At 64.4% G+C, this 25,302-nt stretch carries 20 protein-coding genes; 7 read left to right on the top strand and 13 right to left on the bottom strand.

The window, feature by feature from the left end; translation table 11 throughout:
* Window position 1: 1 nt before the first annotated feature.
* Window positions 2-295, bottom strand: a complete 294-nt coding sequence (locus AC1TQG_RS18850; protein WP_482139365.1) for a hypothetical protein — start codon at window positions 293-295, stop codon at window positions 2-4.
* An 87-nt stretch (window positions 296-382) separates the two neighbouring features.
* Between AC1TQG_RS18850 and AC1TQG_RS18845 the strand changes: the two genes are divergently transcribed.
* Window positions 383-1,360, top strand: coding sequence for a quinone oxidoreductase family protein (locus AC1TQG_RS18845; protein ID WP_482139364.1), 978 nt, complete (start codon window positions 383-385; stop codon window positions 1,358-1,360).
* On the opposite strand, the gene AC1TQG_RS18840 is transcribed toward AC1TQG_RS18845, so the two are convergent.
* Window positions 1,347-2,555 carry a nuclear transport factor 2 family protein gene (locus AC1TQG_RS18840; RefSeq protein WP_482139363.1) on the bottom strand — a complete coding sequence of 403 codons (1,209 nt, stop codon included), beginning with the start codon at window positions 2,553-2,555 and terminating at the stop codon, window positions 1,347-1,349. The genes AC1TQG_RS18845 and AC1TQG_RS18840 overlap by 14 nt on opposite strands.
* 115 nt (window positions 2,556-2,670) lie before the next feature.
* On the bottom strand, window positions 2,671-3,648 hold the full coding sequence (locus AC1TQG_RS18835; protein WP_482139362.1) for a heme o synthase: 978 nt from the start codon (window positions 3,646-3,648) through the stop codon (window positions 2,671-2,673).
* Window positions 3,649-3,920: 272 nt separating this feature from the next.
* On the opposite strand from AC1TQG_RS18835, the gene tkt reads away from it, so the two are divergent.
* From tkt to pgl, 5 genes are read left to right on the top strand one after another with little or no spacing between them, the layout of a single operon-like run.
* A complete protein-coding gene (gene tkt, locus AC1TQG_RS18830; protein ID WP_482139361.1) occupies window positions 3,921-6,008 on the top strand; it encodes a transketolase in 2,088 nt (695 codons plus the stop codon).
* A 30-nt stretch (window positions 6,009-6,038) separates the two neighbouring features.
* Window positions 6,039-7,163 (top strand): transaldolase, encoded by a 1,125-nt coding sequence (tal, locus tag AC1TQG_RS18825; RefSeq protein WP_482139360.1) that lies wholly within the window; start codon window positions 6,039-6,041, stop codon window positions 7,161-7,163.
* A 6-nt stretch (window positions 7,164-7,169) separates the two neighbouring features.
* Window positions 7,170-8,711: a glucose-6-phosphate dehydrogenase gene (gene zwf / locus AC1TQG_RS18820; protein WP_482139359.1), complete on the top strand. Its 1,542-nt coding sequence runs from the start codon at window positions 7,170-7,172 to the stop codon at window positions 8,709-8,711.
* Between the two features lie 27 nt (window positions 8,712-8,738).
* Window positions 8,739-9,662, top strand: a complete 924-nt coding sequence (locus AC1TQG_RS18815) for a glucose-6-phosphate dehydrogenase assembly protein OpcA (RefSeq protein ID WP_482139358.1) — start codon at window positions 8,739-8,741, stop codon at window positions 9,660-9,662.
* Between the two features lie 34 nt (window positions 9,663-9,696).
* The gene (gene pgl, locus AC1TQG_RS18810; protein ID WP_482139357.1) at window positions 9,697-10,443 is read left to right on the top strand and encodes a 6-phosphogluconolactonase; all 747 of its coding nucleotides are present in this window, start codon (window positions 9,697-9,699) and stop codon (window positions 10,441-10,443) included.
* Between the two features lie 21 nt (window positions 10,444-10,464).
* On the opposite strand, the gene AC1TQG_RS18805 is transcribed toward pgl, so the two are convergent.
* Window positions 10,465-13,017 (bottom strand): LuxR C-terminal-related transcriptional regulator, encoded by a 2,553-nt coding sequence (locus AC1TQG_RS18805; protein WP_482139356.1) that lies wholly within the window; start codon window positions 13,015-13,017, stop codon window positions 10,465-10,467.
* A gap of 272 nt (window positions 13,018-13,289) precedes the next feature.
* Here AC1TQG_RS18805 and AC1TQG_RS18800 point away from each other — a divergent pair, with 272 nt between their 5' ends.
* Window positions 13,290-13,742 (top strand): DUF7144 family membrane protein, encoded by a 453-nt coding sequence (locus AC1TQG_RS18800; RefSeq protein ID WP_482139355.1) that lies wholly within the window; start codon window positions 13,290-13,292, stop codon window positions 13,740-13,742.
* Between the two features lie 7 nt (window positions 13,743-13,749).
* Here the strand turns inward: AC1TQG_RS18800 and ppc are convergent, their stop codons facing one another.
* The 9 genes from ppc to uvrC form a co-directional block, all read right to left on the bottom strand.
* On the bottom strand, window positions 13,750-16,590 hold the full coding sequence (ppc, locus tag AC1TQG_RS18795; protein WP_482139354.1) for a phosphoenolpyruvate carboxylase: 2,841 nt from the start codon (window positions 16,588-16,590) through the stop codon (window positions 13,750-13,752).
* A 28-nt stretch (window positions 16,591-16,618) separates the two neighbouring features.
* The gene (gene secG / locus AC1TQG_RS18790; protein WP_482139353.1) at window positions 16,619-16,852 is read right to left on the bottom strand and encodes a preprotein translocase subunit SecG; all 234 of its coding nucleotides are present in this window, start codon (window positions 16,850-16,852) and stop codon (window positions 16,619-16,621) included.
* A 170-nt stretch (window positions 16,853-17,022) separates the two neighbouring features.
* Window positions 17,023-17,811: a triose-phosphate isomerase gene (tpiA, locus tag AC1TQG_RS18785; protein ID WP_482139352.1), complete on the bottom strand. Its 789-nt coding sequence runs from the start codon at window positions 17,809-17,811 to the stop codon at window positions 17,023-17,025.
* 1 nt (window position 17,812) lies between these two features.
* A complete protein-coding gene (locus AC1TQG_RS18780) occupies window positions 17,813-19,024 on the bottom strand; it encodes a phosphoglycerate kinase (RefSeq protein ID WP_482139907.1) in 1,212 nt (403 codons plus the stop codon).
* Between the two features lie 99 nt (window positions 19,025-19,123).
* Window positions 19,124-20,143, bottom strand: coding sequence for a type I glyceraldehyde-3-phosphate dehydrogenase (gene gap, locus AC1TQG_RS18775; RefSeq protein WP_482139351.1), 1,020 nt, complete (start codon window positions 20,141-20,143; stop codon window positions 19,124-19,126).
* Between the two features lie 166 nt (window positions 20,144-20,309).
* Window positions 20,310-21,287 carry a DNA-binding protein WhiA gene (gene whiA, locus AC1TQG_RS18770; RefSeq protein WP_482139905.1) on the bottom strand — a complete coding sequence of 326 codons (978 nt, stop codon included), beginning with the start codon at window positions 21,285-21,287 and terminating at the stop codon, window positions 20,310-20,312.
* Entirely contained in the window at window positions 21,284-22,324 is a 1,041-nt protein-coding gene (locus AC1TQG_RS18765) for a gluconeogenesis factor YvcK family protein (RefSeq protein WP_482139350.1), read from the bottom strand. Before AC1TQG_RS18765 ends, whiA begins: the two co-directional genes overlap by 4 nt.
* Window positions 22,321-23,235, bottom strand: a complete 915-nt coding sequence (rapZ, locus tag AC1TQG_RS18760) for an RNase adapter RapZ (RefSeq protein ID WP_482139349.1) — start codon at window positions 23,233-23,235, stop codon at window positions 22,321-22,323. The genes AC1TQG_RS18765 and rapZ overlap by 4 nt, the downstream gene beginning before the upstream one ends.
* The gene (uvrC, locus tag AC1TQG_RS18755; protein ID WP_482139348.1) at window positions 23,232-25,253 is read right to left on the bottom strand and encodes an excinuclease ABC subunit UvrC; all 2,022 of its coding nucleotides are present in this window, start codon (window positions 25,251-25,253) and stop codon (window positions 23,232-23,234) included. Before uvrC ends, rapZ begins: the two co-directional genes overlap by 4 nt.
* Between the last annotated feature and the right edge of the window lie 49 nt (window positions 25,254-25,302).

The following is a 25,302-nucleotide window of genomic DNA, read 5'->3' as shown; positions in this document are numbered from 1 at the left end:
CCTAGGTGTTGGCGACCCAGCCCGCCATCTTGCGGTAGTGCGACGGGTTCACGGTCGCGGTTGACGTCAGTTCGCGATCCCACTCGCCGACCGTGAGGCCCTCGACCTGTTCGACGACCGCCTTTGCGGTGTCGAGATCAGGTACCACCTGATCCCCCAGGACGCCGCCCTCGCCGCCGACCAGGGTGATCCGAACACCCGCTGCTCCGACGGGCTGCAAAACCGCTGTTGCCGAGCCTCCCTCGCGCGCCACGTACTTGCTGATCGCTGCGATGACCGCCTTGTGTTCGCTCATGCGCCACAGCTTAGTTGGAGCTTCGGACGCTCCGGGAGCGGACACCCCCGCTGCGTACGGATCAGGCGGGTGGGTACAACTACAGTTATGCGCGCAATCCAGGTGAGTCGACACGGTGGGCCCGAAGTTCTCGAATACGTCGAATTGCCAGACCCCCAGCCGGCACCGGGCGAGATCCTGGTGCGGGCCCTGGCCATCGGCGTGAACTTCATCGACACCTATCAGCGGGCCGGCATCTATGCGATGCAGCTGCCGTACATCCCGGGCAGCGAAGGCGCCGGCGTCGTTGTTGCCGTCGGGGACGGCGTCGAATCACCCTTGGTGGGTCAGCGGGTCGCCTGGTGCGACGCCCCGGGAAGTTACGCCGAACTCGTCACCATGCCCGCCCACGTTGCCGTCGCGGTCCCGGACGGTGTCGGCGATGAGATTGCCGCCTCGGCGTTGCTGCAGGGCTGCACCGCCCACTATCTGCTGGACGGATCGTCGCACCCGAAGGCAGGCGACACCGTGCTGATCCATGCCGGCGCAGGCGGAGTCGGTCTGGTCCTCACACAAATGGCCAAGGCCAAGGGCATCCGGGTCATCACCACTGTGTCGAACGATGCCAAGGAGGCGTTGTCGCGGGGTGCGGGCGCAGACGAGGTGCTCCGGTACGGCGACGACCTCGCCGACCGCGTCCGGGACCTCACCGACGGCAAAGGTGTGGCCGTTGTCTACGACGGCGTCGGAGCCGACACCATCGACCAGAGCATCGCCGCCACCGCGGTCCGGGGCATCGTGGTCCTGTTCGGTGCCGCCAGCGGTCCGGTCCCACCATTCGACCTCCAGCGGCTCAATGCTGCCGGCTCCCTGTCGATCACCCGGCCGAAACTGGGAGATTTCATCGCCGACCCCGCCGAACGTGCGTGGCGGGCAGGCGACGTCATGAGCGGAATCAACAGTGGGACGGTGAACGTGCACGTCGGCCACCGCTACGAACTGCCCGAAGCCGCCCGGGCCCACGCCGACCTGCAGGCGCGGGCAACAAGCGGTTCGGTGGTCTTGCTGCCGGTCAGTTCGGAGTGAACACCGGGTTGTCGACCGACAGATCGACGTCCCCGTAGAGATACTGGGTATCGGTCTCGGTTTTCGTCTCGGCCGGCCGCGATCCTGATGCTTTGGTGCGGAACGTCACCGACCAGTTCAGCTGGCCATCGACCGACACCTCATTCGGATTGTCGTATCCGAGCCGAGTCTCCAGACCATCGAGGGTGGGCACGGTCCACACCGCCGAACCCGGTTCCGGGTCGTAGGCATAGACGTCCTGTTCACAACCGGGCTTGTCGGCGCTCGCGTCGGGCTCTTTCGACAACGCACAGTTGTCGACGTAGGCCTGCACCGCCGTCTCGACAGCCGTGGTTCCCTTCGTGCTCAGGGACACGGTCGGTGCGCTCGTCGATCCGTAGCTGCTCCCCGACATCCCGAATTCCGACTTCTCCTCGTCGATGACGGTGAAGTTCTTGTTCGACGTACCCCACTCGATCGGGCCCGGAAAGACGTAGACTTTCGCCTCGTTATCGACGGGGACACCGAATACCGTCAGGCCAGGGATCCCGTTCTTGAAGTACGAGATGTCGATGTCGACGGCTCCGTCGTCGAGGCGCCAGTTCTCACCGGCCTTGCTGAGCATGAAGGTCTCGTCGGCCTTGCGATCACCGAACATGTACGTGGCCTGCACGGTCGCCATGTCGCTGGACTCGGAGGTGTCGATGATCTTCACATCGGTGATCGGGGCGATCTCCTGCTGCTTACTCAGGACGTCATCGGTCAGCAGTAGTTCTGACGCCTGCGTCTTCATGAGGCCGCGGGCCTTGGCGGAATCACCGTCGGCCAGCGCTTGCAGGTACGACTTGACCGTCGCGTCGGGTTCACTCGACGAACTGCCGCCGGTGAAAACAATCAGTGAGACGACGAGGATCACAACAGCGGCAGCGGCACCGGCGGCCAGGACGATGAACAACGGCTTCTTGGATTTGGGGGGCGGCACGGGCCCGCCGCCTCCGCCTTGCGGCCAGAAGGCCGGCCCTTGCTGCTCATACGGCTGGTAGGCCCCGTAATTGGGATCAACCCCCGGCGGCACCTGGCCTGCGGGGTTCTGTGGCGGCGGGTACTGACCGAATTGCGGTTGGCCCGCTTGCGGCTGACCAGCGACGGTCGGTTCGGAATACGGCTGCCAACCGGCCTCTTCAGGACCCGGGCCCGGACCATACGGATGTGACACATTCCCCCCGATTCAGTTCAATACCGGCCATCACCCCAACGGCCGATCCGAAAACGTTAACTCGTGCGGCCGCAACTGCCGTCGCAGGCGTCCGGCGTTCGGCCGACGCGGCCGGTCAGAACAGGCTGGACAGAGTCGGCAAACCGATGACGGAATCGATTGCCAGGCCACAGAAGACCACGGCCAGATACTCGTTCGACTGCAGGAACACCTTCAGCGGTACAACTTCTTCGCCGCGCAAGGTTCCGCGGTAGAGCTTGTGCACGACGTAGATGAACCAACCGCCTGCGATGACGGCAACCGCGGTGTAGATCCAGCTGGTCGCCCAGCACAGGACGAGTGTGCTCAGGACGGTTGCCCAGGTGTAGGCCAGCATCTGACGGGTGACCTGCACCTCGGTGGCGATCACGGGCAGCATGGGGACGCCCGCAGCGCGGTAATCCTCCTTGTAGCGCATAGCCAGCGCCCAGGTGTGCGGCGGAGTCCAGAAGAAGATCACCGCGAACAGCACCAACGGTTCCCAGCTCAGCGTCCCGGTGACAGCGGTCCAGCCGACCAGGACCGGCATACAACCGGCAGCTCCGCCCCAGACCACGTTCTGCCAGGTGCGACGCTTCAAGATCATCGTGTAGACGAAGACGTAGAACGCGATGGTTGCCATCACCAACAGCGCACTGAGCAGGTTGGTCGTCGTGAACAGCACCACGAAGGACGCTGCTCCGAGGGCCAGTCCGAAGATCAGGGCACTACGTGTCGACACCGCGTGACGAGCCAGAGGCCGCCGTTCGGTGCGCTTCATCTTCTGATCGATGTCCGCGTCGACAACCATGTTCAGGGTGTTGGCGCTGGCTGCACCGAGCCAGCCACCGAGCAGGGTCCAGGCCATCAAGGCCGGATCCACATGCCCCCGATCGGCAAGCAGCATCACCGGAATCGTCGCCACGAGCAGCAATTCGATGACGCGAGGCTTGGTCAACGCGAGATAAGCGAGCGCCAATCCCGAAATCCGCCCACGCACACTGGTGGCGGGCTCCACGGGAGCAACCTCACCACCATCTGACGCTGGGGAGGAGACGAAACCGTGTCCGCTCACACGTTCCCCAATCCGCACTAGATCTCCTGACTCATGCTCATCTACTACACAGAATGGTAGACGGAGGTCGGTCGCAAACAGCAATCGAGGTCCGATCGACCGCCTATCTGTGGCGTCGGTTACCACGAGCCCTCCGCCGCCGGTTCGCGTGCCGTAGCCCGCGGCGACGGCTCGGGGCGACTACCCTAGATGGCGGACTGTGCATTGCCCAGGCCAGTGACAAATGTCGAGCCCCGGAATCAGAAGTTTGAGCTTGAGGAGTTCAGAAGATCGTGTCAGCAACAGATGAGATTCGCACACTAACTCAGGCGTCATACCCCGCAGACTGGACTGCAGTCGACACCAAAGCAGTTGACACGGTTCGTGTTCTGGCCGCCGACGCGGTCCAGAAGTGCGGAAGCGGACACCCGGGGACCGCCATGAGCCTGGCTCCCCTGGCGTACACCCTCTTCCAGCGGGTGATGCAGCACGACCCCAACGACACCGATTGGATGGGTCGCGACCGTTTCATCCTTTCCTGTGGCCACTCGAGCCTGACCCTCTACATCCAGCTGTACCTCGGCGGCTTCGGGCTCGAACTCGAGGACATCGAGGCGCTGCGTACATGGGATTCGAAGACACCCGGCCATCCGGAGTACCGCCACACGCGCGGCGTGGAGATGACCACCGGCCCGCTGGGCCAGGGACTGGCCTCCGCGGTGGGCATGGCCATGGCCGCCCGCTACGAGCGCGGCCTGTTCGATCCCGACGCACCGGTCGGACAGAGCGCTTTCGATCACTACATCTATGTGATCGCCTCTGACGGTGACATCGAGGAGGGCGTGACTTCCGAGGCGAGTTCACTGGCAGGCACCCAGCAGCTCGGCAATCTCATCGTCTTCTATGACAAGAACCACATCTCGATCGAGGACGACACGGACATCGCGCTTTCCGAGGACGTCGCCGCGCGTTACGAGGCCTACGGCTGGCACGTCCAGCGCGTCGAGGGTGGAGAAAACGTCACCGCGATCGAGGAAGCCGTCGAGAAGGCCAAGGCCGTCATCGACAAGCCCTCGATCATCGTGTTGCGCACCATCATCGGCTACCCCGCCCCGAACAAGATGAACACCGGCGGTATCCATGGCTCGGCCCTGGGCGCCGACGAGGTGGCCGCCACCAAAAAAGCGCTGGGCTTCGACCCCGACAAGACTTTCGACGTCTCCGACGAGGTCATCACCCACACCCGCGCGCTCGTCGAGCGCGGCGCAGAGCTCCGCAAGGCCTGGGATAAGTCCTTCGACGAATGGGCACAGGCCTACCCCGACCGCAAGGCACTGCTCGACCGCCTCGTGGTCAACGGCCTGCCCGACGGCTGGACCGATGTACTCCCGAAGTGGGAGGTCGGCGACAAGGACGTGGCCACCCGATCGGCGTCCGGCAAGGTGCTCTCGGCGCTGGGCCCGATTCTGCCCGAACTCTGGGGCGGTTCTGCCGACCTCGCAGGCAGCAACAACACCACGATGGACGGTGCAGCCTCGTTCGGACCGGAGGGCATCAGCACCAAGTCGTGGAGCGCGAACCCGTACGGCCGGACACTGCACTTCGGTATCCGCGAGCACGCAATGGCCGCGATCCTGTCGGGCATCGTCCGGCACGGCCCGACCCGCGCCTACGGCGGTACGTTCCTGCAGTTCGCCGACTACATGCGCCCCGCGGTGCGTCTGGCCGCCCTGATGAAGACCGATCCGATCTACGTCTGGACCCACGACTCGATCGGTCTCGGCGAGGACGGGCCCACCCATCAGCCGATCGAACACCTCGCATCCCTGCGCGCGATCCCCAACCTCGACGTGGTGCGTCCCGGTGACGCCAACGAGACGGCGTACGCCTGGCAGGCCATCATGACCCGGCGGCACAACCCGGTCGGGTTGGCGCTGACCCGCCAGAACCTGCCGATCCTCGAGGGCACATCGGCCGACGGTGTGGCCATGGGTGGCTACATCCTGTCGGAGCCCGAGAGCGAGCCCCAGGTGATCCTGATCGGAACCGGATCCGAGGTGTACCTCGCCGTCGAAGCGCAAAAAGCATTGAAGGACAAGGGCATTGCCGCCCGCGTCGTCTCGATGCCGTGTGTCGAGTGGTTCGACGAGCAGGATGAGTCGTACCGCAACTCGGTGCTGCCGCCCGCTCTGAAGGCCCGCGTGGTCGTCGAGGCCGGCATCGCGATGCCGTGGTACCGCCTGGTCGGTGACGGCGGCGAGATCGTCTCGATCGAGCACTACGGCGCATCGGCCGACTACAAGGTCCTGTACGAAAAGTTCGGGATCACCGCGGAGGCCGTGACCGCGGCCGCCGAGCGCGCTCTTGCGAAGCAAGCCTGAACTCCCCCACCATCTGAATCGGAGCACGACATGAGCGAACAGAACGCCAATCTTGCTGCACTGGCCGAGGCCGGCGTCTCGGTCTGGCTCGACGACCTCTCCCGGACCCGGATCGAATCCGGCAACCTGGCAGAGCTCATCGCGACGAAATCGGTCGTCGGTGTCACCACCAACCCGTCGATCTTCCAGGCTGCCCTCTCGAAAGGCGACGCCTACGACGCACAGGTCAACGAACTCGCCGCCCGCGGCGCCGACGTGGACGCGACCATCCGCACCGTCACCACCGACGACGTCCGCAATGCGTGTGACGTGCTGGCCCCGCAGTTCGAGGCCTCCAAAGGTGTCGACGGCCGGGTGTCGATCGAAGTCGATCCGCGACTCGCGCACGATGCCGACAAGACGGTCGCCCAGGCGATCGAACTGTGGAAGATCGTCGATCGGCCCAACCTGCTGATCAAGATCCCCGCGACAAAGGCCGGGACTCCCGCGATCACCAAGGTGATCGCGGAGGGCATCAGCGTCAACGTGACCCTGATCTTCTCGGTCGAGCGGTACCGGGACGTCATGTCCGCCTACATCGAGGGCCTGCAGCAGGCCACGACCGCGGGCCACGATCTGTCGAAGATCCATTCGGTGGCGTCGTTCTTCGTCTCCCGCGTGGACTCCGAGATCGACAAGCGTCTCGACGCGATCGGCACCGACGAGGCCAAGGCACTCAAGGGCAAGGCGGCTCTGGCAAACGCCCGGCTCGCCTACGCCGCGTACCAGGAGGTGTTCGAGCAGGGTGACGGTTTCACCGCGCTCGCCGCAGCCGGTGCCAATGCCCAGCGTCCGCTGTGGGCATCGACCGGTGTGAAGGATCCGGCCTACCCCGACACCCTCTACGTCGGTGAACTGGTCGCCCCGAACACCGTCAACACCATGCCTGAGAAGACGATGGACGCCTTTGCCGATCACGGCGTCGTGAACACCGAATCGGTTGTGGGTCAGGGTCCGGCATCGCAGCAGGTCTTCGACTCACTGGAGGCCGCCGGTATCGATGTGACCGACGTGTTCCTGGTGCTGGAAAAGGAAGGTGTCGAAAAGTTCGAGGGAGCGTGGCAGGAATTGCTCGACGCCACTGCCGAGCAGCTCGCCGCCGGCGCGAAGAGCTGATCGACCTTGCCGAACCGTCCCGCCGACCAGTGGGTCAACCCACTGCGCGATGAACGCGACAAGCGACTCCCCCGGATCGCGGGTCCGTGCAGCCTGGTCATCTTCGGTGTCACCGGTGACCTGGCCCACCGCAAGCTGATGCCTGCGGTATACGACCTGGCGAACCGGGGGCTGTTGCCGCCCGGTTTCGCACTGGTCGGCTTCGCGCGGCGGGACTGGGACCATGAGGATTTCACGCAGGTGGTGCACGACGCTGTGCGCGCCAGTGCCCGGACCCCGTTCCGGGAAGATGTCTGGGAGCGGCTGAGCGAGGGTTTCCGGTTCGTCCGGGGTGCCTTCGATGACAGCGATGCCTTCGACCGGTTGCGGGACACGCTGGCCGAGCTCGACGAGAAGCGCGGTACCGGCGGAAATCACGCGTTCTACCTCTCGATTCCGCCTGCCGCCTTCCCCGTTGTGTGCGAACAACTCTCCCGCTCGGGGTTGGCGCAACAGTCCGAGGACACATGGCGGCGGGTGGTCATCGAGAAGCCCTTCGGGCATGATCTCGAGAGCGCCAAAGAACTCAATACCGTTGTGAACAATGTCTTTCCGGAACAATCGGTTTTCCGGATCGATCACTACCTCGGTAAAGAGACGGTCCAGAACATCCTGGCGCTGCGGTTCGCCAATCAGCTGTTCGACCCGGTGTGGAGTTCGCACTACGTCGACCATGTCCAGATCACGATGGCCGAGGACATCGGCCTCGGCGGCCGGGCTGGGTACTACGACGGCATCGGTGCGGCGCGTGACGTCATCCAGAACCACCTGATCCAGTTGATGGCCCTGGTGGCGATGGAAGAGCCCATTTCCTTTGAGCCGCATGAACTCCAGAGCGAGAAGATCAAGGTCCTCTCGGCCACCAAGAACATCCTGCCCCTCGACGAGAACACCGCGCGGGGGCAGTACGAGGCGGGTTGGCAGGGCAGCGAGAAGGTTCCGGGGCTTCTGGACGAGAGCGGATTCGCCCACGATTCGACGACTGAGACCTTTGCGGCCATCGCCGTCGAGGTCGACAGTCGCCGGTGGGCCGGTGTGCCGTTCTATCTGCGCACCGGAAAGCGGTTGGGCCGCAGGGTCACCGAGATCGCACTCGTGTTCAAACGGGCTCCCCATCTTCCGTTCGACCAGACGATGACCGAAGAGCTGAGCCAGAACGCTCTGGTGATCCGGGTGCAGCCTGACGAGGGCATCACGCTCCGGTTCGGCTCCAAGGTCCCGGGATCGTCGATGGAGGTGCGGGACGTCAACATGGACTTCTCGTACGGACAGGCCTTCACTGAGTCCTCCCCAGAGGCCTACGAACGTCTGATCCTCGACGTCCTGCTCGGTGTGCCGTCCCTGTTCCCGGTGAATGCCGAGGTCGAACTGTCCTGGCAGATCCTCGATCCGGTGCTCGAACACTGGGCGGCCAGCGGCAAGCCGGACGGTTACGAGGCGGGGACCTGGGGCCCGCAATCTGCAGAAGACATGATGGCGCGGCACGGAAGGGCCTGGCGTCGTCCCTGACCGCTCTCGCCTCGAAGGAGCGCACGAATGATTGTCGAACTTCCCGATACCAACACGACCGCCATCAGCAAGGAACTCATCAAGATTCGCGACATCGGCGGCGCATTCACCTCTGGTCGCGTGCTGACGTTGTTGGTCAGCACCAACGAGGGTGAGCCGGCCGAGCCGGCCATCGAGGCCGCCAACGAGGCCAGCCGGGAACACCCCTGCCGTGTCATCGTGGTCTCGCGCGCCGACCGCTGGGGGCCCTCGAGGCTCGATGCCCAGATCCGGGTCGGCGGAGACGCCGGTGCCTCCGAAGTTGTTGTCCTGCACCTCTTCGGCGACCTGGTCGATCACGCTAAGAGCGTGGTGATCCCGTTCATGCTGCCCGACACCCCGGTGGTGACGTGGTGGCCAGGGCAAGGTCCGGAGAATCCTTCCGCTGATCCGATCGGACAGCTCGGTAAGCGCCGGATCACCGACTCCACCAAGACATTCGATGTCTCGGCGACCCTGGCGCAGCGTCTGGCCACCTATGCCCCCGGCGATTCGGACATCGCCTGGTCCCGGATCACGGTGTGGCGGGCACTGCTCACCTCGGCCCTCGATCAGCCACCGCACAGCCCGGTGACCGCCGTGGAAGTCCAGGGTCCGGCTGACAACGCTGCGCTCGAACTCCTTGCCGGATGGCTTCATTCGGCACTCGGTGTGCCGGTGACACGCTCGGTGGGCAGTTTCCAGGTGACGGTGTCCAGGGAGTCGGGACCACTTGTTCTCTACGTCGGAATGGGCAACCAGGCGATCATCTCCATGGCCGGTCAACCCGATGGCAGGGTGGCGTTGCCTGACCGGGAGCTTCGCAGCTGTCTGTCCGAGGAACTGCGTCGACTTGATCCCGATGTGATCTATCACCAGGCTCTGCAGGGGGTTTCGGGTCTGATCCGCACCGAAGACAAGATTCACGCTTGACACACGCACGTCGATCAGGAGGTCTAGCTCAACGATGAGTATCCATCCAGATGTTGTCCGAGTCGACGACAAGGACGCCCTTGTCGCCGCGGTCACCGAGCGGTTCATCAAAACCGTCACCGCAGCGCAGACCGCCCGCGGGTTTGCCTCGGTGGTCCTGACCGGCGGCAGCAACGGCATCGCGCTGCTCGAGGCGCTGGCGAAGGATTCCGGCGACATCGACTGGGTATCGGTTGACATCTACTTCGGCGACGATCGTTTCGTCCCGGCCGCCGATCCGGAGCGCAACTCCGGACAGGCTCACATCGCTCTCCTCGATCATGTTCCGGTCGCGCCGGAGCGGGTGTTCGAGATGGCACCGTCCGATGGCGAGTTCGGTGACGACATCGACGCTGCAGCAGCCGATTATGCGCGGCGGCTCGCAGACCGGGCCGGCGACGGACAGAGCGTTCCGCAGTTCGATCTACATCTTCTCGGCATGGGCGGTGAGGGACATATCAATTCGCTGTTCCCCCACTCCGAGGCCACCAGCGAAAGTCAGGCCTCGGTGGTCGCGGTGCGGAACTCGCCGAAGCCGCCTCCGGCCCGGATCACGTTGACCTTGCCCGCGATCGCGCGGGCACGCGAGGTGTGGTTCCTCGTCTCCGGCGCCGAGAAAGCCGAAGCGGTCGCGGCCGGTGTCGGCGGTGCGGACCCGATGGACTGGCCTTGCGCCGGTGCCCACGGCACCGAGGAAACGGTCTGGTTCGTGGACCGGTCCGCAGCGGGCAACCTCCCCTGAGTCGGGTTCTTCGGTCGCGGGTCAGAGCAGACCCAGCCGTTGCCCCACCGCCACCGCGTCGCGTCGATGTCGGACGTCGAACTTGCGATAGATGCCGCGCAGATGGGTTTTGACGGTGTTCACCGACAGGTGCATCAGCCCCGCGATCTCGTCGGTCGTGCGATCGGTCGCCAGGAACCTCAGGACATGGATTTCTGCGCGGGTCAGCGGCGGATAGTCCGGCACACCATGGCTGGACATGACACTCAGAACGGCATCGGCGTAGGCATTGATCGAACCGAAACTGCCCCGGTAGGTCGTGATGACTCCCGCGACGACCGGCCCGCATTCCACAATGGGACGCATCACGCCGTGCTCGGCCGCCGTTTCCAGTGCTCGGGTGATCGCCGCGTAGGACTGCGCGGACAGACCTGCCTGCTCACAGGCATACGATTCGAGCGCCCAGGCCGCAACCGTCGCCTGCGGACCGGACGCGTCGGCTTCGAGTAACGGGCTCAACAGCTTTCGTGCCGCCTGTGGTCGGGCTTCACCGACGTCGACGGCCGCATCCACGAGTCGCGCCTCGTCCGAGTATCCGAATGCGCGCTCAGCTTTGCGTGACAGGTCGCGAGCCCAGTCGAATCGCTTGACCGCCAAGCACATGTACGCCACGCGCGGAAGCAGGAAGAGTATCGGGAATGGTGAGGTGGCGCAGAGGAGCAATGCCGAGGTGGCGCTGTATGCGGTGGCGGTCACCACCAGACGATTCGGTGAGGTGTCGAACATCAGGACGCTGCGGGCAATGGGCACGTGGCGACCCAACACGCTGAACACCTCACCTCCTTCCGAGACATCCTCTGCCGGCTGGTGTTTCAGATCCTCTATCGGTTTGCCCTGCATGAATCGGGCGTATGCCAAGACTGTCTCCAGGCGCGGCACGTACGGCGACTCGGCGACTGCTGGGTCTTCATCCGCGATGTCCCGGACACATGCCAGCGCGTAGCGGGCACGGTCCTCCATCAGTACCGGCAGACCCCGCACGCCCGCCACCGACGCCCGGTTGGCCATGGCGCGCACCACCAACCGATTCAGTCCGGCAGCTTTCGCCAGCGCGATGGCCCGCACCGACGACAGCTCACCGTCGGCGGGCCGGTTCAAACGGGTGTAGGCCGATCCGAGAACGGTGTGCGCGTAGGCATCCACGGCCCACCCGCGATCGCCGACGGCAGATGCAACCGCCTTCGCCAGGTCGACCAGATCAAGATCGTCACGAGCGAGCGCGACGTCGAGGAGCAGCGCCCGGTAGAGCAGACCGCCGCCGTCGACGGCGAGGTCCTGCTCGGCCTGCGCCACGCATTCCAGGTAGGACGCCGCGTACCGCTCGTCGCCGTGTTCCATCGCCGCCAGGGCCCGAAGTACCACCGCAACCGGATCCTCGCCGAGCGAGGTGTCACACCCATCGAGCACAGACAGCAACGCCTCGCGCCTGCCCTGCAGCGCCAACTCGACTCCGCTGTGAAAGATGGTCTCCCGCAGCAACTCCGCGTCGCCGAGATGTGCCGCGTGGTCGATCGCCTCTGCGGGCCGCCTGCGCGCAGATGCCCACCGAATCGCCCTGATCTGCAGGGTGCGCCCGAGTTCGGGGGCGGTCCGCTGCAGCTCACCGCGTAGATAGGTGGCTATCAACGGAAGAAATCTATACCGGATCGCATCGCGCTCACCTGATGGGACCGCGGCCGCGATCCCCAGACCGATGATCTCGGGGATATAGGCCTCTGCGTCCGCACCGTCGATTGCCCTGGCCAGGTCGCCATCGAAGTCGGCCACGCTCGACAAACGCGTGACCAATCTGCGCACCCGGGGTGTCATCGGATCCACCAACTCGCGGCGCAAGAAATCGGATATCAGTCGCGGACATGCGGCGAACTCCAGCAGCGCGAGTTCCAGATCAGGACGCGCGGCCAGGAAGACCCCGGCCATCCGCACGAGTATCGCCCAGCCACCGGTGAGTTCGGCGACCCGTGAGACCTGTGCGGCCGCCGGGTTGAGGCCGTGTTGACGCAGCATCCGATCGACCTCGGCCTCGGTCAGTATCAGGTCCTCGCGCCCGATCCGGGCCCCGACACCATCTCCGATCAGATGCTGCCAGATCAGCGGAGGATCGTGCCGTGCGGAGACAACAACATTGATGTGTGGCGGCCGGTGGCGCAGGAACCGGTGAAAGGAGTCGAGCACCAACGGATCGGTTACGGTCTCGGCGTCGTCCAAGACTACCGTCACCGGACCGTTTTCGACGCCGGCCCCGAACAACCGATCCCCAGCCGTATCCCCGAGAACGAGATCATCGGCGCCGAATGCATCCACGCCCAGCCACACGACCCGGCCGACGACGTCTGACTCCGTGCGCCGGATCAACCATTGCTCGAGAAACGTGGTCTTGCCGTACCCGCCTGGTGCGCTGACGAGTACCAGGACGCCGGATTGATCATCAAACAGTTCATCGAGGGTACGTTCGGGGCGCATTCGTGCGAAAGCGCGGATCGTATCGGGCCCAGCTCTCGATCCGGCGGTCGAGCGCGTCAGAGCTTTCGACATGGCCACCCTTTTCTAGCCTCTGGTTGCTCAGAGGCTAACAATAATCACGACAGACAACATCTGATTACGCGTCATTAAAGAATGCCAGAGGTATTTGCGTTATTGCTCTAACCCGACGTTCGCCCGGAGCCCGGTGAAGACATCACCCGAAACAGGTGATGTCCCGATGCTCAGAACACCCCGATCATGGCAAGACCACGTTGGCAATACGTGCTGCCTGATCCGATCATCGGCCCAGGGGTTCTTGATCATCCGAGCCAAGGAGCAACGTCATGAGCAGCCCATCAGACCGTCCTCCCATCCAGCAAGACCGTCCTCCGATCCAGCAAGACCGTCATCCCGTTCAGCAAGGCATTGCAGGCGGAACGGTGTTCGCTGCGGCAATACTCCTGTTCGTCGTCGGCGCCCTCGGCATTCTCCAAGGCATTTCAGCCCTGGTCGATGACGAGGTCTTTGTCGTCGGGCCGCAATACACCTACGAGTTGGATCTCACCGCGTGGGGCTGGATCCACCTCATCGTCGGAATCATCGCAGTCCTGATCGCCGTCGGGTTGTTCACCGGTGCCACGTGGGCCCGGGTCGCGGCGGTCATCATCGCGGCCTTGTCGATCATCGCGAACTTCCTGTGGCTTCCGTACTTCCCGCTGTGGGCGATCCTGATCATCGCGATCGACCTCGTTGTGATCTGGGCCGTCACCACCTGGAATACCGACGACAGGATCTAGTGCCGCACTAGCCGCTGTTCCGCAACGCGGTGGCGAGTCCGTTCATGGTGAGCTGAATGCCGCGGCGCACCAGCTCGGAATCATCGCCACCGCGATAGCGGCGCAACAGCTCGACCTGCAGATGATTCAGCGGTTCGAGATACGGGAATCGATTGAAGACCGAACGCTTGAGGGCGGCGTTGTCGGCCAGCAGATCGTCCGTTTTGGTGATCTTGAAATACATCGCCGTTGTCCGCTCGTGTTCGGCGGTGATCATGCCGAACACCTTTTCGCGCAGCGCCTCATCGGGCACCAATCGTGAATAGTGCTCGGCCAGTCCCATATCCGACTTCGCCATCACCTGAGCCATATTCGACATCACGGTCCGGAAGAACGGCCACCGCTGGTAGTAGTCCGCCAGGGTCGCCAGGCGGCTTTCGTCGTCACCGATCCACTGCTCGAAGGCCGATCCGGTGCCGTACCAACCGGGCAACATCACACGCGACTGCGACCACGACAGCACCCACGGGATGGCGCGCAGATCGGAGATCTTCTCGGTCTGTTTGCGGGAGGCCGGGCGACTTCCGATATTGAGGGAGCCGATCTCCGACAGCGGAGTCGAGTTCACGAAATATTCGACAAACCCTGGTGTTTCGTGGACCAGCTCGCTGTACGCCTTGCGGGCCAACGCCGCCAGTTCGTCGACAACCGCGTACGCGACCTCGGCTTCGGCGCCCAGGCCTTCGGTGTCGAGCAGCGACGATTCGATGGTGGCGGCCAGCAGGGTCTCCAGATTCCGGCGTGCGATGACCGGCTCTGCGTATTTGGCCGCGATCACCTCACCCTGCTCGGTGATCCGGAGCGATCCCTGCACCGCACCCGGCGGCTGCGCCAGGATGGCCTCATAGCTCGGACCGCCACCGCGACCGACGGTTCCACCGCGGCCGTGGAAGAGCCGCAACCGGATCCCCGCCTTCGCGGCCGCTTCCACGAGATCGAGCTCTGCGCGGTAGAGCGCCCAGTTGGCGGCCAGGTATCCGCCGTCCTTGTTGGAGTCGGAGTAGCCCAGCATGATCTCGGCCATGCCGTCCTGTTGATCGATCAGCGTCCGGAACAGCGGGACCTCAAGCGCCGCAAGCAGTGTTGCCGCACCCTGCTGCAGATCCTCGATCGTTTCGAACAGCGGGACCACCCGGACCGACGACCGCGGCGGGGTGTCCGGCGAACCGGGATCGAACAGCCCGGACTCCTTCAGCATTACGAGCGCCTCGAACAGGTCGCTGACCGAGGTGCACATGCTGATGATGTAGTTGGGGACCGCTTCCGGGCCATACGCGGCCACCGCGGCCGCGGCCGCGCGGACGATGTCGAGTTCTTTGTTCGCCAGGTCCGACAGCTGCGCGCCCGGACCGGTCAGCGGCCTGCGATTGCTCAACTCCGCGGTGAGGATCTGCACCCGCTCCGGCTCGGCGAGCGACAAGTAGTCGTGATGCACACCGGCCCACGCCAACAGTTCGGCAACCACTTCTTCGTGGGTGTCGGAGTTCTGCCGCATGTCGAGACCGGACAGGTGAAAACCGAAGGCCCGCACCGATTCGCGGAGTGTCAGCAGACGATCGTCGGCCAACTCGTCGTCGCTGTTGGCGCGGAGCGACGCATCGATCAGGTCGAGATCGGCGAGCAACTGCGGGGCATCGGCATAACTGTCTGCGCCGTCGGCCGGGAATCCACCATCGTTGACAGCGACAAATCGTGCATCGAACAGTCGGGATGCGGTCGCCGCCAACCGGGCCCGGATGGCCCGCAATGCCGTACGGTACGGCTCGTCGGCGGCGATGGTTCCGCGCTCCACACCCCCGAGTTCGAGCACCGCATCGCTGACAGCGGTGAGGCGCGATGACAGGCTCAGTTCCTGGGCAAGCAGTGTCAGTTCCGAAAGGTGATGGGACACAGCGGTTTCTGCGGCGCGCCGGGTGGCCATCGACACGATCTCACCGGTGACGAAGGGATTACCGTCACGGTCGCCGCCAATCCATGAACCCATCCGGAGCATCGGATCATCGGTGATGCCTGCGGTCGGATAGTGCTGCTGCAACCAGGCCCGCAACTCGGCGTTGATACGTGGGATGACCTCGAAGAAGCCGGCGTCGTAGTAGCGCAGCCCCACCTCGATCTCGTCCTGGATCTGCAACCGTTCCAGGCGGATCAGCGCGGTTTCCCAAAGGGTCAGGATCTGCCGGTTCAGCGCGACATTGACCTCATCCCGCTCGGCAGGCGTCAGCTCGGTACGCCCGGCGAACCGCATCAATTCGGTGATCCGGTGTTGCACCTCGAAGACCGTGCGCCGCCGGGTCTCGGTGGGATGTGCGGTGATGACCGGGACGACAGTGGCATCGGCAAGTGCTTTGCCGACCTGCTCATCGGTCAGATCGGCGGAATCGAGCTTGAGGTAGGTCGCCGCCAGGGACGAATCCTGCGGGGTATCACCGGCCCGGACGTGGATCGCCCGCCTGCGTTCACGATGGATGTCTTCAGCGAGGTTGGCCAACAGGGCAAAGTGGCTGAAAGCGCGGATGACCGAAATGGCATCGGCGATGTCGATGTCGCGGAACAGGTTTTCGAGCTCGGTGCGGTCGATCTCGGAACGTCGTACCCGGAAGGACTCGACCCGGGCTTTCTCGACGAGATCGAAGGTTGCCTCGCCTGCGTGTTTACGCACGATCTGGCCGAGGATTCCGCCAAGGAGGCGGATGTCCTCGCGTAACGGTTCGGTGAGTTCGCGATCGGTACTACCGGGTTCCGGACGGGGCACAGAGGGGCGCTTATCAGTCACCCGTCCAGTATCTCCGGATGACGACGGGTTGCGCATGCCAACCCGTCGTAACGACGCAGAGGTTTTACGAGAGCTTGATATCCAGGCCGATGCCGAGGATGAAGATCGTCCAGATGATTCCGACGAATACGGTCAATCGGTCGAGGTTGCGCTCGACGACGGACGAACCAGACAGACTCGACTGGACGCCACCACCGAACAGTGACGACAAGCCGCCACCTTTACCACGATGGAGCAAGACCAGAACGATCAGCAAAACGCTGGTGATCACAAGTCCAATGTCCAGGGCTAGCTTCACGTGTTGATTCCCATCAGATCTGAAGTTCAAGCGGCCGATCTACGACTGTACCCGGCCACACTGCATAACCCGGAAATGGGGCGTTCGGGCGAACGCGACCTGCGGCGGAGACGAAGCCGAAGGCGGAGGTCGACGAATGTCTGTTCGCCCGAACACCCCAATTCACGAGATCAGGGCAGTGGACCACCGGCAGCGATGGCCGAGAGGGTGGCAAACTCGTCCGACTTGAGCGAAGCGCCGCCGACCAGTGCACCGTCGACGTCGGTCTGGCCGACGATCTCCCCCACGTTCTTTGCGTTCACCGATCCGCCGTACAGGATGCGAACCGAGTCGGCGACCTTTGCATCGGCCAATTCGGCCAGTGTGGCCCGTAGTGCGGCGCACACTTCTTGTGCGTCGGCAGCGCTGGCAACACGTCCGGTGCCGATGGCCCAGACGGGTTCGTAGGCGATGACGACCTTCGCGATCTCGGCGGCGCTCAGACCGGCGAGGGAACCCTTGAGCTGCTCGATGTTGTAGTCGACGTGCTCACCGGCCTCGCGGATCTCCAGGCCCTCACCCAAGCACACGATCGGGGTCAGTTTGTACTTCAGCGCAGCCTTGGTCTTGGCCAGCACCACCGAATCCGTCTCGCCGTGCATTGTGCGGCGCTCGGAGTGCCCGACGACCACAAAGGTGCAACCGAGCTTGGCCAGGAACGACCCGCTGATCTCACCGGTGTAGGCACCGGAATCGTGTGCCGACAGGTCCTGTGCGCCATAGGTGAGCAGCAGCTTGTCGCCGTCGACGACGGTCTGCACGCTACGGATGTCGGTGAACGGCGGGATCACCGTCACGTCGACCTTGTCGAAGTACTTCGACGGCAGCGCGAAGGCGATCTTCTGAACCAGCGCGATGGCCTCGAGGTGGTTCAGATTCATCTTCCAGTTGCCCGCGATGAGCGGTTTACGCGATGCCATGTCAGTTCTCCAATACGGTCAGGCCGGGCAGTTCTTTGCCCTCGAGGAATTCGAGCGACGCCCCGCCACCGGTCGAGATGTGGGAGAAGCCGTCCTCGGGCAGGCCGAGCAGTCGAACCGCGGCCGCACTGTCGCCGCCGCCGACAACGGAGAACGCGCCACCACTGGTGGCACCGATGATCGCCTCGGCCAGACCCTTGGTCCCGGCCGCGAACTTCTCGAACTCGAACACACCGGCCGGTCCGTTCCAGAACACGGTCTTGGCCTCGGCCAGAACCGCGGCGAACCGCTTGACCGACTCGGGTCCGATGTCCAGACCCATCCAGCCGTCCGGGATCTCCTCCGCCGAGACGACCTTCGCCTGCGCATCGGCGGCGAACTTGTCCGCCACGACCACATCGACCGGCAGGTGGATGACGTCACCGAAGCGCTCGAGGAGCGAGCGGCAGACGTCGATCTGATCTTCCTGCAGCAGCGAGTTGCCCACCGGCAGCCCGCGGGCCGCCAGGAACGTGAACGCCATACCGCCACCGATCACCAGGGTGTCGACCTTGGGGGCCAACGACTCGATGACACCGAGCTTGTCGGAGACCTTCGAACCACCGAGCACCACCGCGTACGGGCGGGCGGTGTCGGTGGTCAGCTTCACGAGAACCTCGACCTCGGCCGCGACCAGGCCGCCTGCGTAGTGCGGCAACAGCTTTGCCACGTCATACACCGACGCCTGCTTGCGGTGCACAACACCGAAGCCGTCCGAGACGAACGCACCGTTGTCCCCGGTCAGTTCCACCAACGCCTTGGCGAGCTTGTTTCGCTCGGCAGCATCCTTGGAGGTCTCGCGCGGATCGAACCGCACGTTCTCCACCATCATCACGTCTCCGTCGGTCAGACCCTCCGACCGTGCGAGGGCGTCACCGCCGACGACGTCGGTGGCGAGCTGGACGTTGCGTCCCAGCTCGGCACTGAGCCGCTCGGCGACCGGGGCCAACGAAAACGCCGGATCCGGAACACCTTTCGGGCGACCGAGATGCGCGGTCACGATGACCTTTGCACCCGCTTCGGACAGGGACTTGATGGTGGGCACCGACGCCAGGATGCGACCTGGATCGGTGATTTTGCCATTGTCGAGCGGAACATTGAGGTCGGAACGGACCAAGACGGTCCGGCCTTCCACTCCGGTCTCGAGCAGGTCTGCGAGGGTGGGTACCGAGATGGTCATCAGATGCGTTGTCTCTTTGCGATCGGTGATACGGGGTACAGGCGTCGTACGAGGCAGGCGCAAACCCGCCGAAAACCAAAGGGCGAGAACCCCTTAGAGGGACTTGGCAACAAGTCCGATGAGATCGACGAGGCGGTTGGAGTAGCCCCACTCGTTGTCGTACCAGGACACGATCTTGACCTGCTCGTCGATGACCTTGGTCAACGGCGCATCGAAGATCGAGGAATGTGCGTCGGTGACGATATCCGACGACACGATCGGGGCGGTGCTGTACTTCAGGATGCCCTTGAGCGGTCCCTCGGCAGCAGCCTGCATCGCAGCGTTGATCTCGTCGACGGTGGCCTTCTTCTTGAGGATGGCCGTCAGGTCGGTGACCGAACCGGTCGGGATCGGCACCCGAAGCGCATAGCCGTCGAGCTTGCCGAGCAGCTGTGGGAGAACCAGGCCGATTGCCTTGGCGGCACCGGTGCCCGTGGGAACCACGTTGAGTGCCGCGGCGCGAGCGCGACGCAGGTCGCTGTGCGGGCCGTCCTGCAGGTTCTGATCCTGGGTGTAGGCGTGGATCGTGGTCATCAGACCCGAGACGATGCCGAACTCGTCATCGAGAACCTTGGCGATCGGTCCGAGGCAGTTGGTGGTGCACGAAGCATTCGAGATGATGTTCTGGCTGCCGTCGTACTTGTCGTCGTTGACGCCCATCACGATGGTGATGTCTTCGCCCTTGGCGGGTGCGGAGATGATGACCTTCTTGGCGCCGGCCTCGAGGTGACCCTTGGCCTTGGCGGCGTCGGTGAAGATGCCTGTCGATTCGACGACAACGTCGACACCGAGGTCGCCCCACGGCAATTCGCTGAGCGGTCCGCGGTGTGCGAGTGCCTTGATCTTCTTGTCACCGACGACGATCGTGTCGTCGCCTTCGAGCGAAACATCCTGCGGCAGGCGGCCGAGGATGGAGTCGTACTTGAGGAGGTGTGCCAGGCTCGCATTGTCGGTGAGATCGTTGACTGCAACGATCTCGACATCCGTGGTGCCCAGCGCCTTCTGCGCCTCTATCGCGCGGAAAAAGTTGCGGCCGATCCGGCCGAATCCGTTGACGCCTACCCGAACGGTCACTATGAGCTCCTTAGCTTTGCGGTGTGCTGGGCCATCGTGTGGCCCCGCCTCTGCGGCAATGCTCAGCCTAGTCGTCGCCCGCGCGCCAAGCACCCCCGGTCCGCCTGCGTCGATGCGCACAACATGCACGTGACGTGCATTTCGCAGGAGAACCGGGCGTGGCCAGCTATTCGTCGTCGAGGAGGTCGGCGGTGACGGCCGACTCGGTGTCCGGAATTCCGTCTGTCCTGGCCTTCTTGTCAGCCATCGACAGCAGTCGCCGAATACGTCCTGCCACAGCATCTTTCGTCATCGGCGGATCGGCCAACTGGCCGAGTTCCTCGAGAGAGGCCTGCCGGTGGGTGATGCGCAGCTGACCGGCCGAGATCAGGTGGTCGGGAACCTGATCACCGAGGATCTCCAGCGCGCGCTCGACCCTGGCGGCGGCGGCCACCGCGGCACGGGCCGATCGGCGCAAGTTGGCATCGTCGAAATTCGCCAGGCGGTTGGCCGTTGCCCGGACCTCGCGCCGCATCCGGCGCTCTTCCCAGGTCAGCCTGGTGTCCTGCGCGCCCATGCGGGTCAGGAGTGCGCCAATGGCCTCACCGTCGCGGATGACCACCCGGTCGGCGCCGCGGACCTCACGGGCCTTCGCGGTGACACCGAGGCGTCGGGCGGCGCCGACGAGCGCAAGTGCCGCTTCCGGGCCGGGGCAGCTGACCTCCAGAGCCGACGAACGGCCCGGTTCCGTCAGTGAGCCATGAGCCAGGAAAGCTCCCCGCCAGGCGGCTTCGGCGTCGCCGACGCTGCCGCCGACAACCTGTGCAGGCAGACCACGCACCGGGCGTCCGCGCATGTCGAGCAGGCCGGTCTGACGGGCCAGGGCCTCGCCGTCCTTGGTGACCCGGACGATGTAACGGGCGCTCTTGCGGATGCCCCCGGCGCTGAGGACATGCGCTTCGGAGGTGTACCCGTAGAGCTCGAAGATCTCGCGCTTGAGGCGGCGCGCGACGTTGCCGAGGTCGACCTCGGCTTCGACCACGACCCGGCCTGCCACAATGTGGAGTCCGCCCGCGAATCGCAAAAGCGCTGAAACTTCTGCCTTTCGGCAACTCACCTGCGTCACAGCCAGCCGACTCAGTTCGTCTTTGACCGCGGATGTCATCGCCACCGGACGCGTTCTCCCTCTGTGGATGTCGTTTCAACTTTCGATCGGTAGCCTGCCGATTTACTATCGCACAAGCCACCTATGAGAGCGGCAACCCTGCCTGGGTCATGGGTGTGGGTTCCCGCAACTGCGAGTTCACCATCGTGCAGCGTAGCCCCAAATTTCGCCGCCGCTCGTTCAACGTGTTCACGTTCTGATCCCACCGGAACAGAACCCGAGTCCACGAGCACATGATCGACCCGGAAATCGTCGGCGTGAGCAAGGAGCACGTGCAGATGTCGCTCCACCGAAAAGCCGGTCGTCTCACCGGGTTCGGGAGCCAGGTTGACGATCAGTACCTTCTTCGCGGACGTCCGTTTGAGGGCGGCGAGCTGATCGGGTACCAGTACATGCGGGATCACACTGGAGAACCAGGAGCCCGGACCCAGCACCACCAGATCGGCGCCCTCGATCGCCTCGATCGCCTCCGGGCAGGCAGGCGGCGGGTTCGGCGAGAGGCGTACGCGGCGCACGATGCCCGGGGTGGTGGCAACTGCGACCTGACCGCGGATGGCCCGGCTGATCCGAGGATCGTCCTCGAGACCGGAGACATCGGCCTCGATCTCGAGTCCGGTGGTCGACATCGGCAGGACCCGGCCGCGAACCCCGAACAGCTCGGTCATCATCTCGAGTGCTTCGACCGCATCGCCGGTGGCCTCGGTCAGTCCGGCCAACAGCAGGTTGCCGACCGGGTGTCCGGCCAGCGCGCCGCGTCCACCGAAACGGTGCTGTAGCAACGAAGCCCACTCCTGCGGGGGTCGTACACCCGGACCGACATCGGGGCCTTCGCTCGACGGCTCGGTGGCCGCGAGCAGGGCAGCGATGGCCATCCGGAGGTCGCCGGGCGGCAGGACACCGAGTTCGGACCGGAGCCGGCCCGAGGAACCACCATCGTCGGCCACCGTCACGACCGCGGTCACATCGTCGCTCAGCAGACGCATCGCCGTCAGCGTTGCGTACAGTCCATGCCCTCCCCCGAGAGCCACGATCTTCACTCGCGCCCCAGATCTCGGTGGGCCACACGGACCGAGAAGGAACCGTCGATGTCCGTCGCCTTGGACAGCGCCGCGGCCAGCGCTTCCGTGATCGCCACACTGCGATGTTTGCCACCGGTGCAGCCGATCGCAACGGTCATGTAGCGCTTGCCCTCACGTCGGTATCCGTCGCCGACCAATCTCAGGATCTGCTCGTATTTCTCGAGGAACTCCGGCGCGCCCTCCTGGCCGAGGACGTAGTCGCGGACCGGTTGTTCCAATCCGTTGTGGTCTTTCAGTTCGGGTACCCAGTAAGGATTGGGAAGGAATCGGACGTCGGCGACCATATCGGCGTCGATCGGCAGACCGTATTTGAAACCGAACGATTCGACCACCACACTCACATCGGCGACCGAGGCCTCGGCGTATGCGCCCTCGATGATCACGCGGAGCCGCTGTACCGACAGACCCGACGTGTCGACCACGAGATCGGCCCGTTCCTTGACCCCCGCCAGCATCCCGCGTTCGGTCACGATCGCAGAGATCAGGGTGCCGTTGCCCTGCAGCGGATGTCGTCGTCGGACCTGCTCGAACCGTTGGACCAGCACCTGGTCGGAGGCCTCGATGAAGATGACGCGCGGTTCGATACCGACACGATCGAGGTCGGCGCGCAGGGTCTCCAGCGCCGAGGCGTACGAGTCGTCCTGGATCCGCATCACGATCGCCAGCCGGGAGATCGCCGAATCGGCACCCCGGGCCAGTTCGACCATCGAACCGATCAACGTGTGGGGCACGTTGTCGGCGACGTACCAGCCGGCATCCTCGAGGAGGTTGCCAACGGTGCTGCTGCCGGCGCCGGACAAACCGGTGACCAGTAGTACGTCGGGGGTCTGTGCGGGCGGCGGCGTGACCGCGTTCTCGACTTCACTCACGGTGTGGGTCCTGTCTTCTCACTCTGATTATGTTCGACAAGCGCCGCTTGCACCGCGCGTGCGGTCATCTGCCCGATACCCGGTACCTCCGCGATCTCTTCGGCCGTGGCCTGCCGCAGGTTCGCGACCGATCCGAAATGGGAGACCAGAGCCGCGCGCCGGGTGCTGCCGAGCCCGGGCACGCCGTCGAGCGCCGAGGCCGTCATGCGCTTGCTGCGCTTGCTTCGGTGGAAGCTGATGGCAAAGCGATGCGCCTCGTCGCGAACGCGCTGCAGCAGGAACAGCGCCTCACTGGTGCGCGGGAAGATCACCGGATCGTCATCGCCGGGCACCCACACCTCCTCGAGGCGCTTGGCCAGACCCACCACGGCCACATCGGTGATGTTCAACTCATCGAGTACGGCCGCGGCCGCATGGACCTGCGGCGCACCGCCGTCGACGACGAACAGGTTCGGCGGGTAGGCAAATCGTCGGGGACGCCCGGTCTTCGGATCGATCGCCGCCTCCGGGGCAGCATCTCCCCCATCTGCGCCCTCTGCGACATCGATCGGGGCCGGCTGACCGTTTGCAACATCGACCCGATGCCGCAGGAACCGGCGTCGGGTCACCTCGGCAATTGACGCCACGTCGTCGGAATGCCCGTCTCCGGCAGCCTCTTTGATCGAATAGTGGCGATAGTCGGACTTACGCGGCAGGCCGTCCTCGAACACCACCAGCGATGCCACGACGTCGGTGCCCTGCACATGTGAGATGTCGATGCATTCGATGCGCAACGGCGCAGAGTCGAGTCCGAGGGTCTCCTGGATCTCGGTGAGGGCCGCCGACCGGGTGGTCAGATCGCCTGCCCGCTTGAGTTTGTGATGTGCCAGCGCGTCCGCGGCATTGCGGTGCACGGTTTCCATCAGCGCCTTCTTGTCGCCGCGCTGCGGGATCCGCAGGTCGACGTTGCTGCCACGCAGTCTCGTCAGCCAGTCACGGACCTCATCGACATCGGGCGGAAGGGCCGGGACGAGAACCTCTCTTGGCACCGGATCGGCCTTCGTACGGCCGTCGTCCACCGACACCGACTCCGCCTGGTCGGCCTGTTCGCCGTAGAACTGGGTGAGGAACTGGCCCACCTGATCCGCCAGGTCGTCATCACCGGACTTCTCGACGATCCAGCCTCGCTGGCCTCGGACCCGTCCGCCACGAACGTGGAAGACCTGGACGGAGACCTCGAGCTGATCACCTTCCATCGCAACGAGATCGGCGTCGGTCCCGTCTCCGAGGACCACCGACTGGCGTTCGAGTGCACGGCGCAGCGCGGCGATGTCGTCGCGCAGACGCGCGGCACGCTCGAAATCCAGGTCGGCCGAAGCCTTTTCCATCTGAGTTTTCAGAGTGTTGATCATCCGGTCGGTGCGGCCGGCCAGGAAGTCGCAGAAGTCCTCCACGATGGCGCGGTGCTCGGCGGCACTGACCCGGCCGACACACGGCGCAGCGCATTTGTCGATGTAACCGAGAAGGCATGGCCGGTCGATCTGATGGTGCCGCTTGAACACCCCGGAGGAACAGGTACGGGCCGGAAAGACCCGGGTCAGCAGATCGAGCGTTTCCCGGATGGCCCAGGCATGCGAATACGGGCCGAAATAGCGCACGCCCTTGCGCCGCGGTCCGCGGTAGACGAACAGCCGGGGGTATTCCTCGTTCATCGTCACGGCCAACATCGGATAACTCTTGTCATCGCGATAGCGGACGTTGAACCGTGGATCGAACTCTTTGATCCAGTTGTATTCGAGTTGGAGCGCCTCGACCTCGGTGGCGACCACCGTCCATTCCACGGAGGCGGCGGTTGTCACCATCTGGCGGGTGCGCGGATGCAGCGTCGTCAGGTCGGCGAAGTAAGACGTCAGGCGGGAGCGAAGATTCTTCGCCTTGCCCACGTAGATCACTCGTTGATGCGCGTCCCGGAACTTGTAGACACCGGGGTCGGTGGGGATACTCCCCGGGACCGGTCGGTACGTCGTCGGGTCAGCCACAAATCCAGGCTAGTACCCCGCAGTGACAGATCGTGAATCCCCCGCGCCG

This window comes from Williamsia sp. Y844 (assembly GCF_056786475.1).
The sequence above is the reverse complement of the archived record's forward strand: the minus strand, read 5'-3'. Positions and strand labels throughout refer to the sequence as shown.

Coding starts and splice junctions, on each gene's coding strand:
- whiA (WP_482139905.1), bottom strand. CDS start 21,287: ATGACATCCGCGGTCAAAGACGAACTGAGTCGGCTGGCTGTGACGCAG.
- AC1TQG_RS18800 (WP_482139355.1), top strand. CDS start 13,290: ATGAGCAGCCCATCAGACCGTCCTCCCATCCAGCAAGACCGTCCTCCG.
- tpiA (WP_482139352.1), bottom strand. CDS start 17,811: ATGGCATCGCGTAAACCGCTCATCGCGGGCAACTGGAAGATGAATCTG.
- AC1TQG_RS18850 (WP_482139365.1), bottom strand. CDS start 295: ATGAGCGAACACAAGGCGGTCATCGCAGCGATCAGCAAGTACGTGGCG.
- AC1TQG_RS18815 (WP_482139358.1), top strand. CDS start 8,739: ATGATTGTCGAACTTCCCGATACCAACACGACCGCCATCAGCAAGGAA.
- pgl (WP_482139357.1), top strand. CDS start 9,697: ATGAGTATCCATCCAGATGTTGTCCGAGTCGACGACAAGGACGCCCTT.
- tal (WP_482139360.1), top strand. CDS start 6,039: ATGAGCGAACAGAACGCCAATCTTGCTGCACTGGCCGAGGCCGGCGTC.
- AC1TQG_RS18845 (WP_482139364.1), top strand. CDS start 383: ATGCGCGCAATCCAGGTGAGTCGACACGGTGGGCCCGAAGTTCTCGAA.
- AC1TQG_RS18805 (WP_482139356.1), bottom strand. CDS start 13,017: ATGTCGAAAGCTCTGACGCGCTCGACCGCCGGATCGAGAGCTGGGCCC.
- ppc (WP_482139354.1), bottom strand. CDS start 16,590: ATGCGCAACCCGTCGTCATCCGGAGATACTGGACGGGTGACTGATAAG.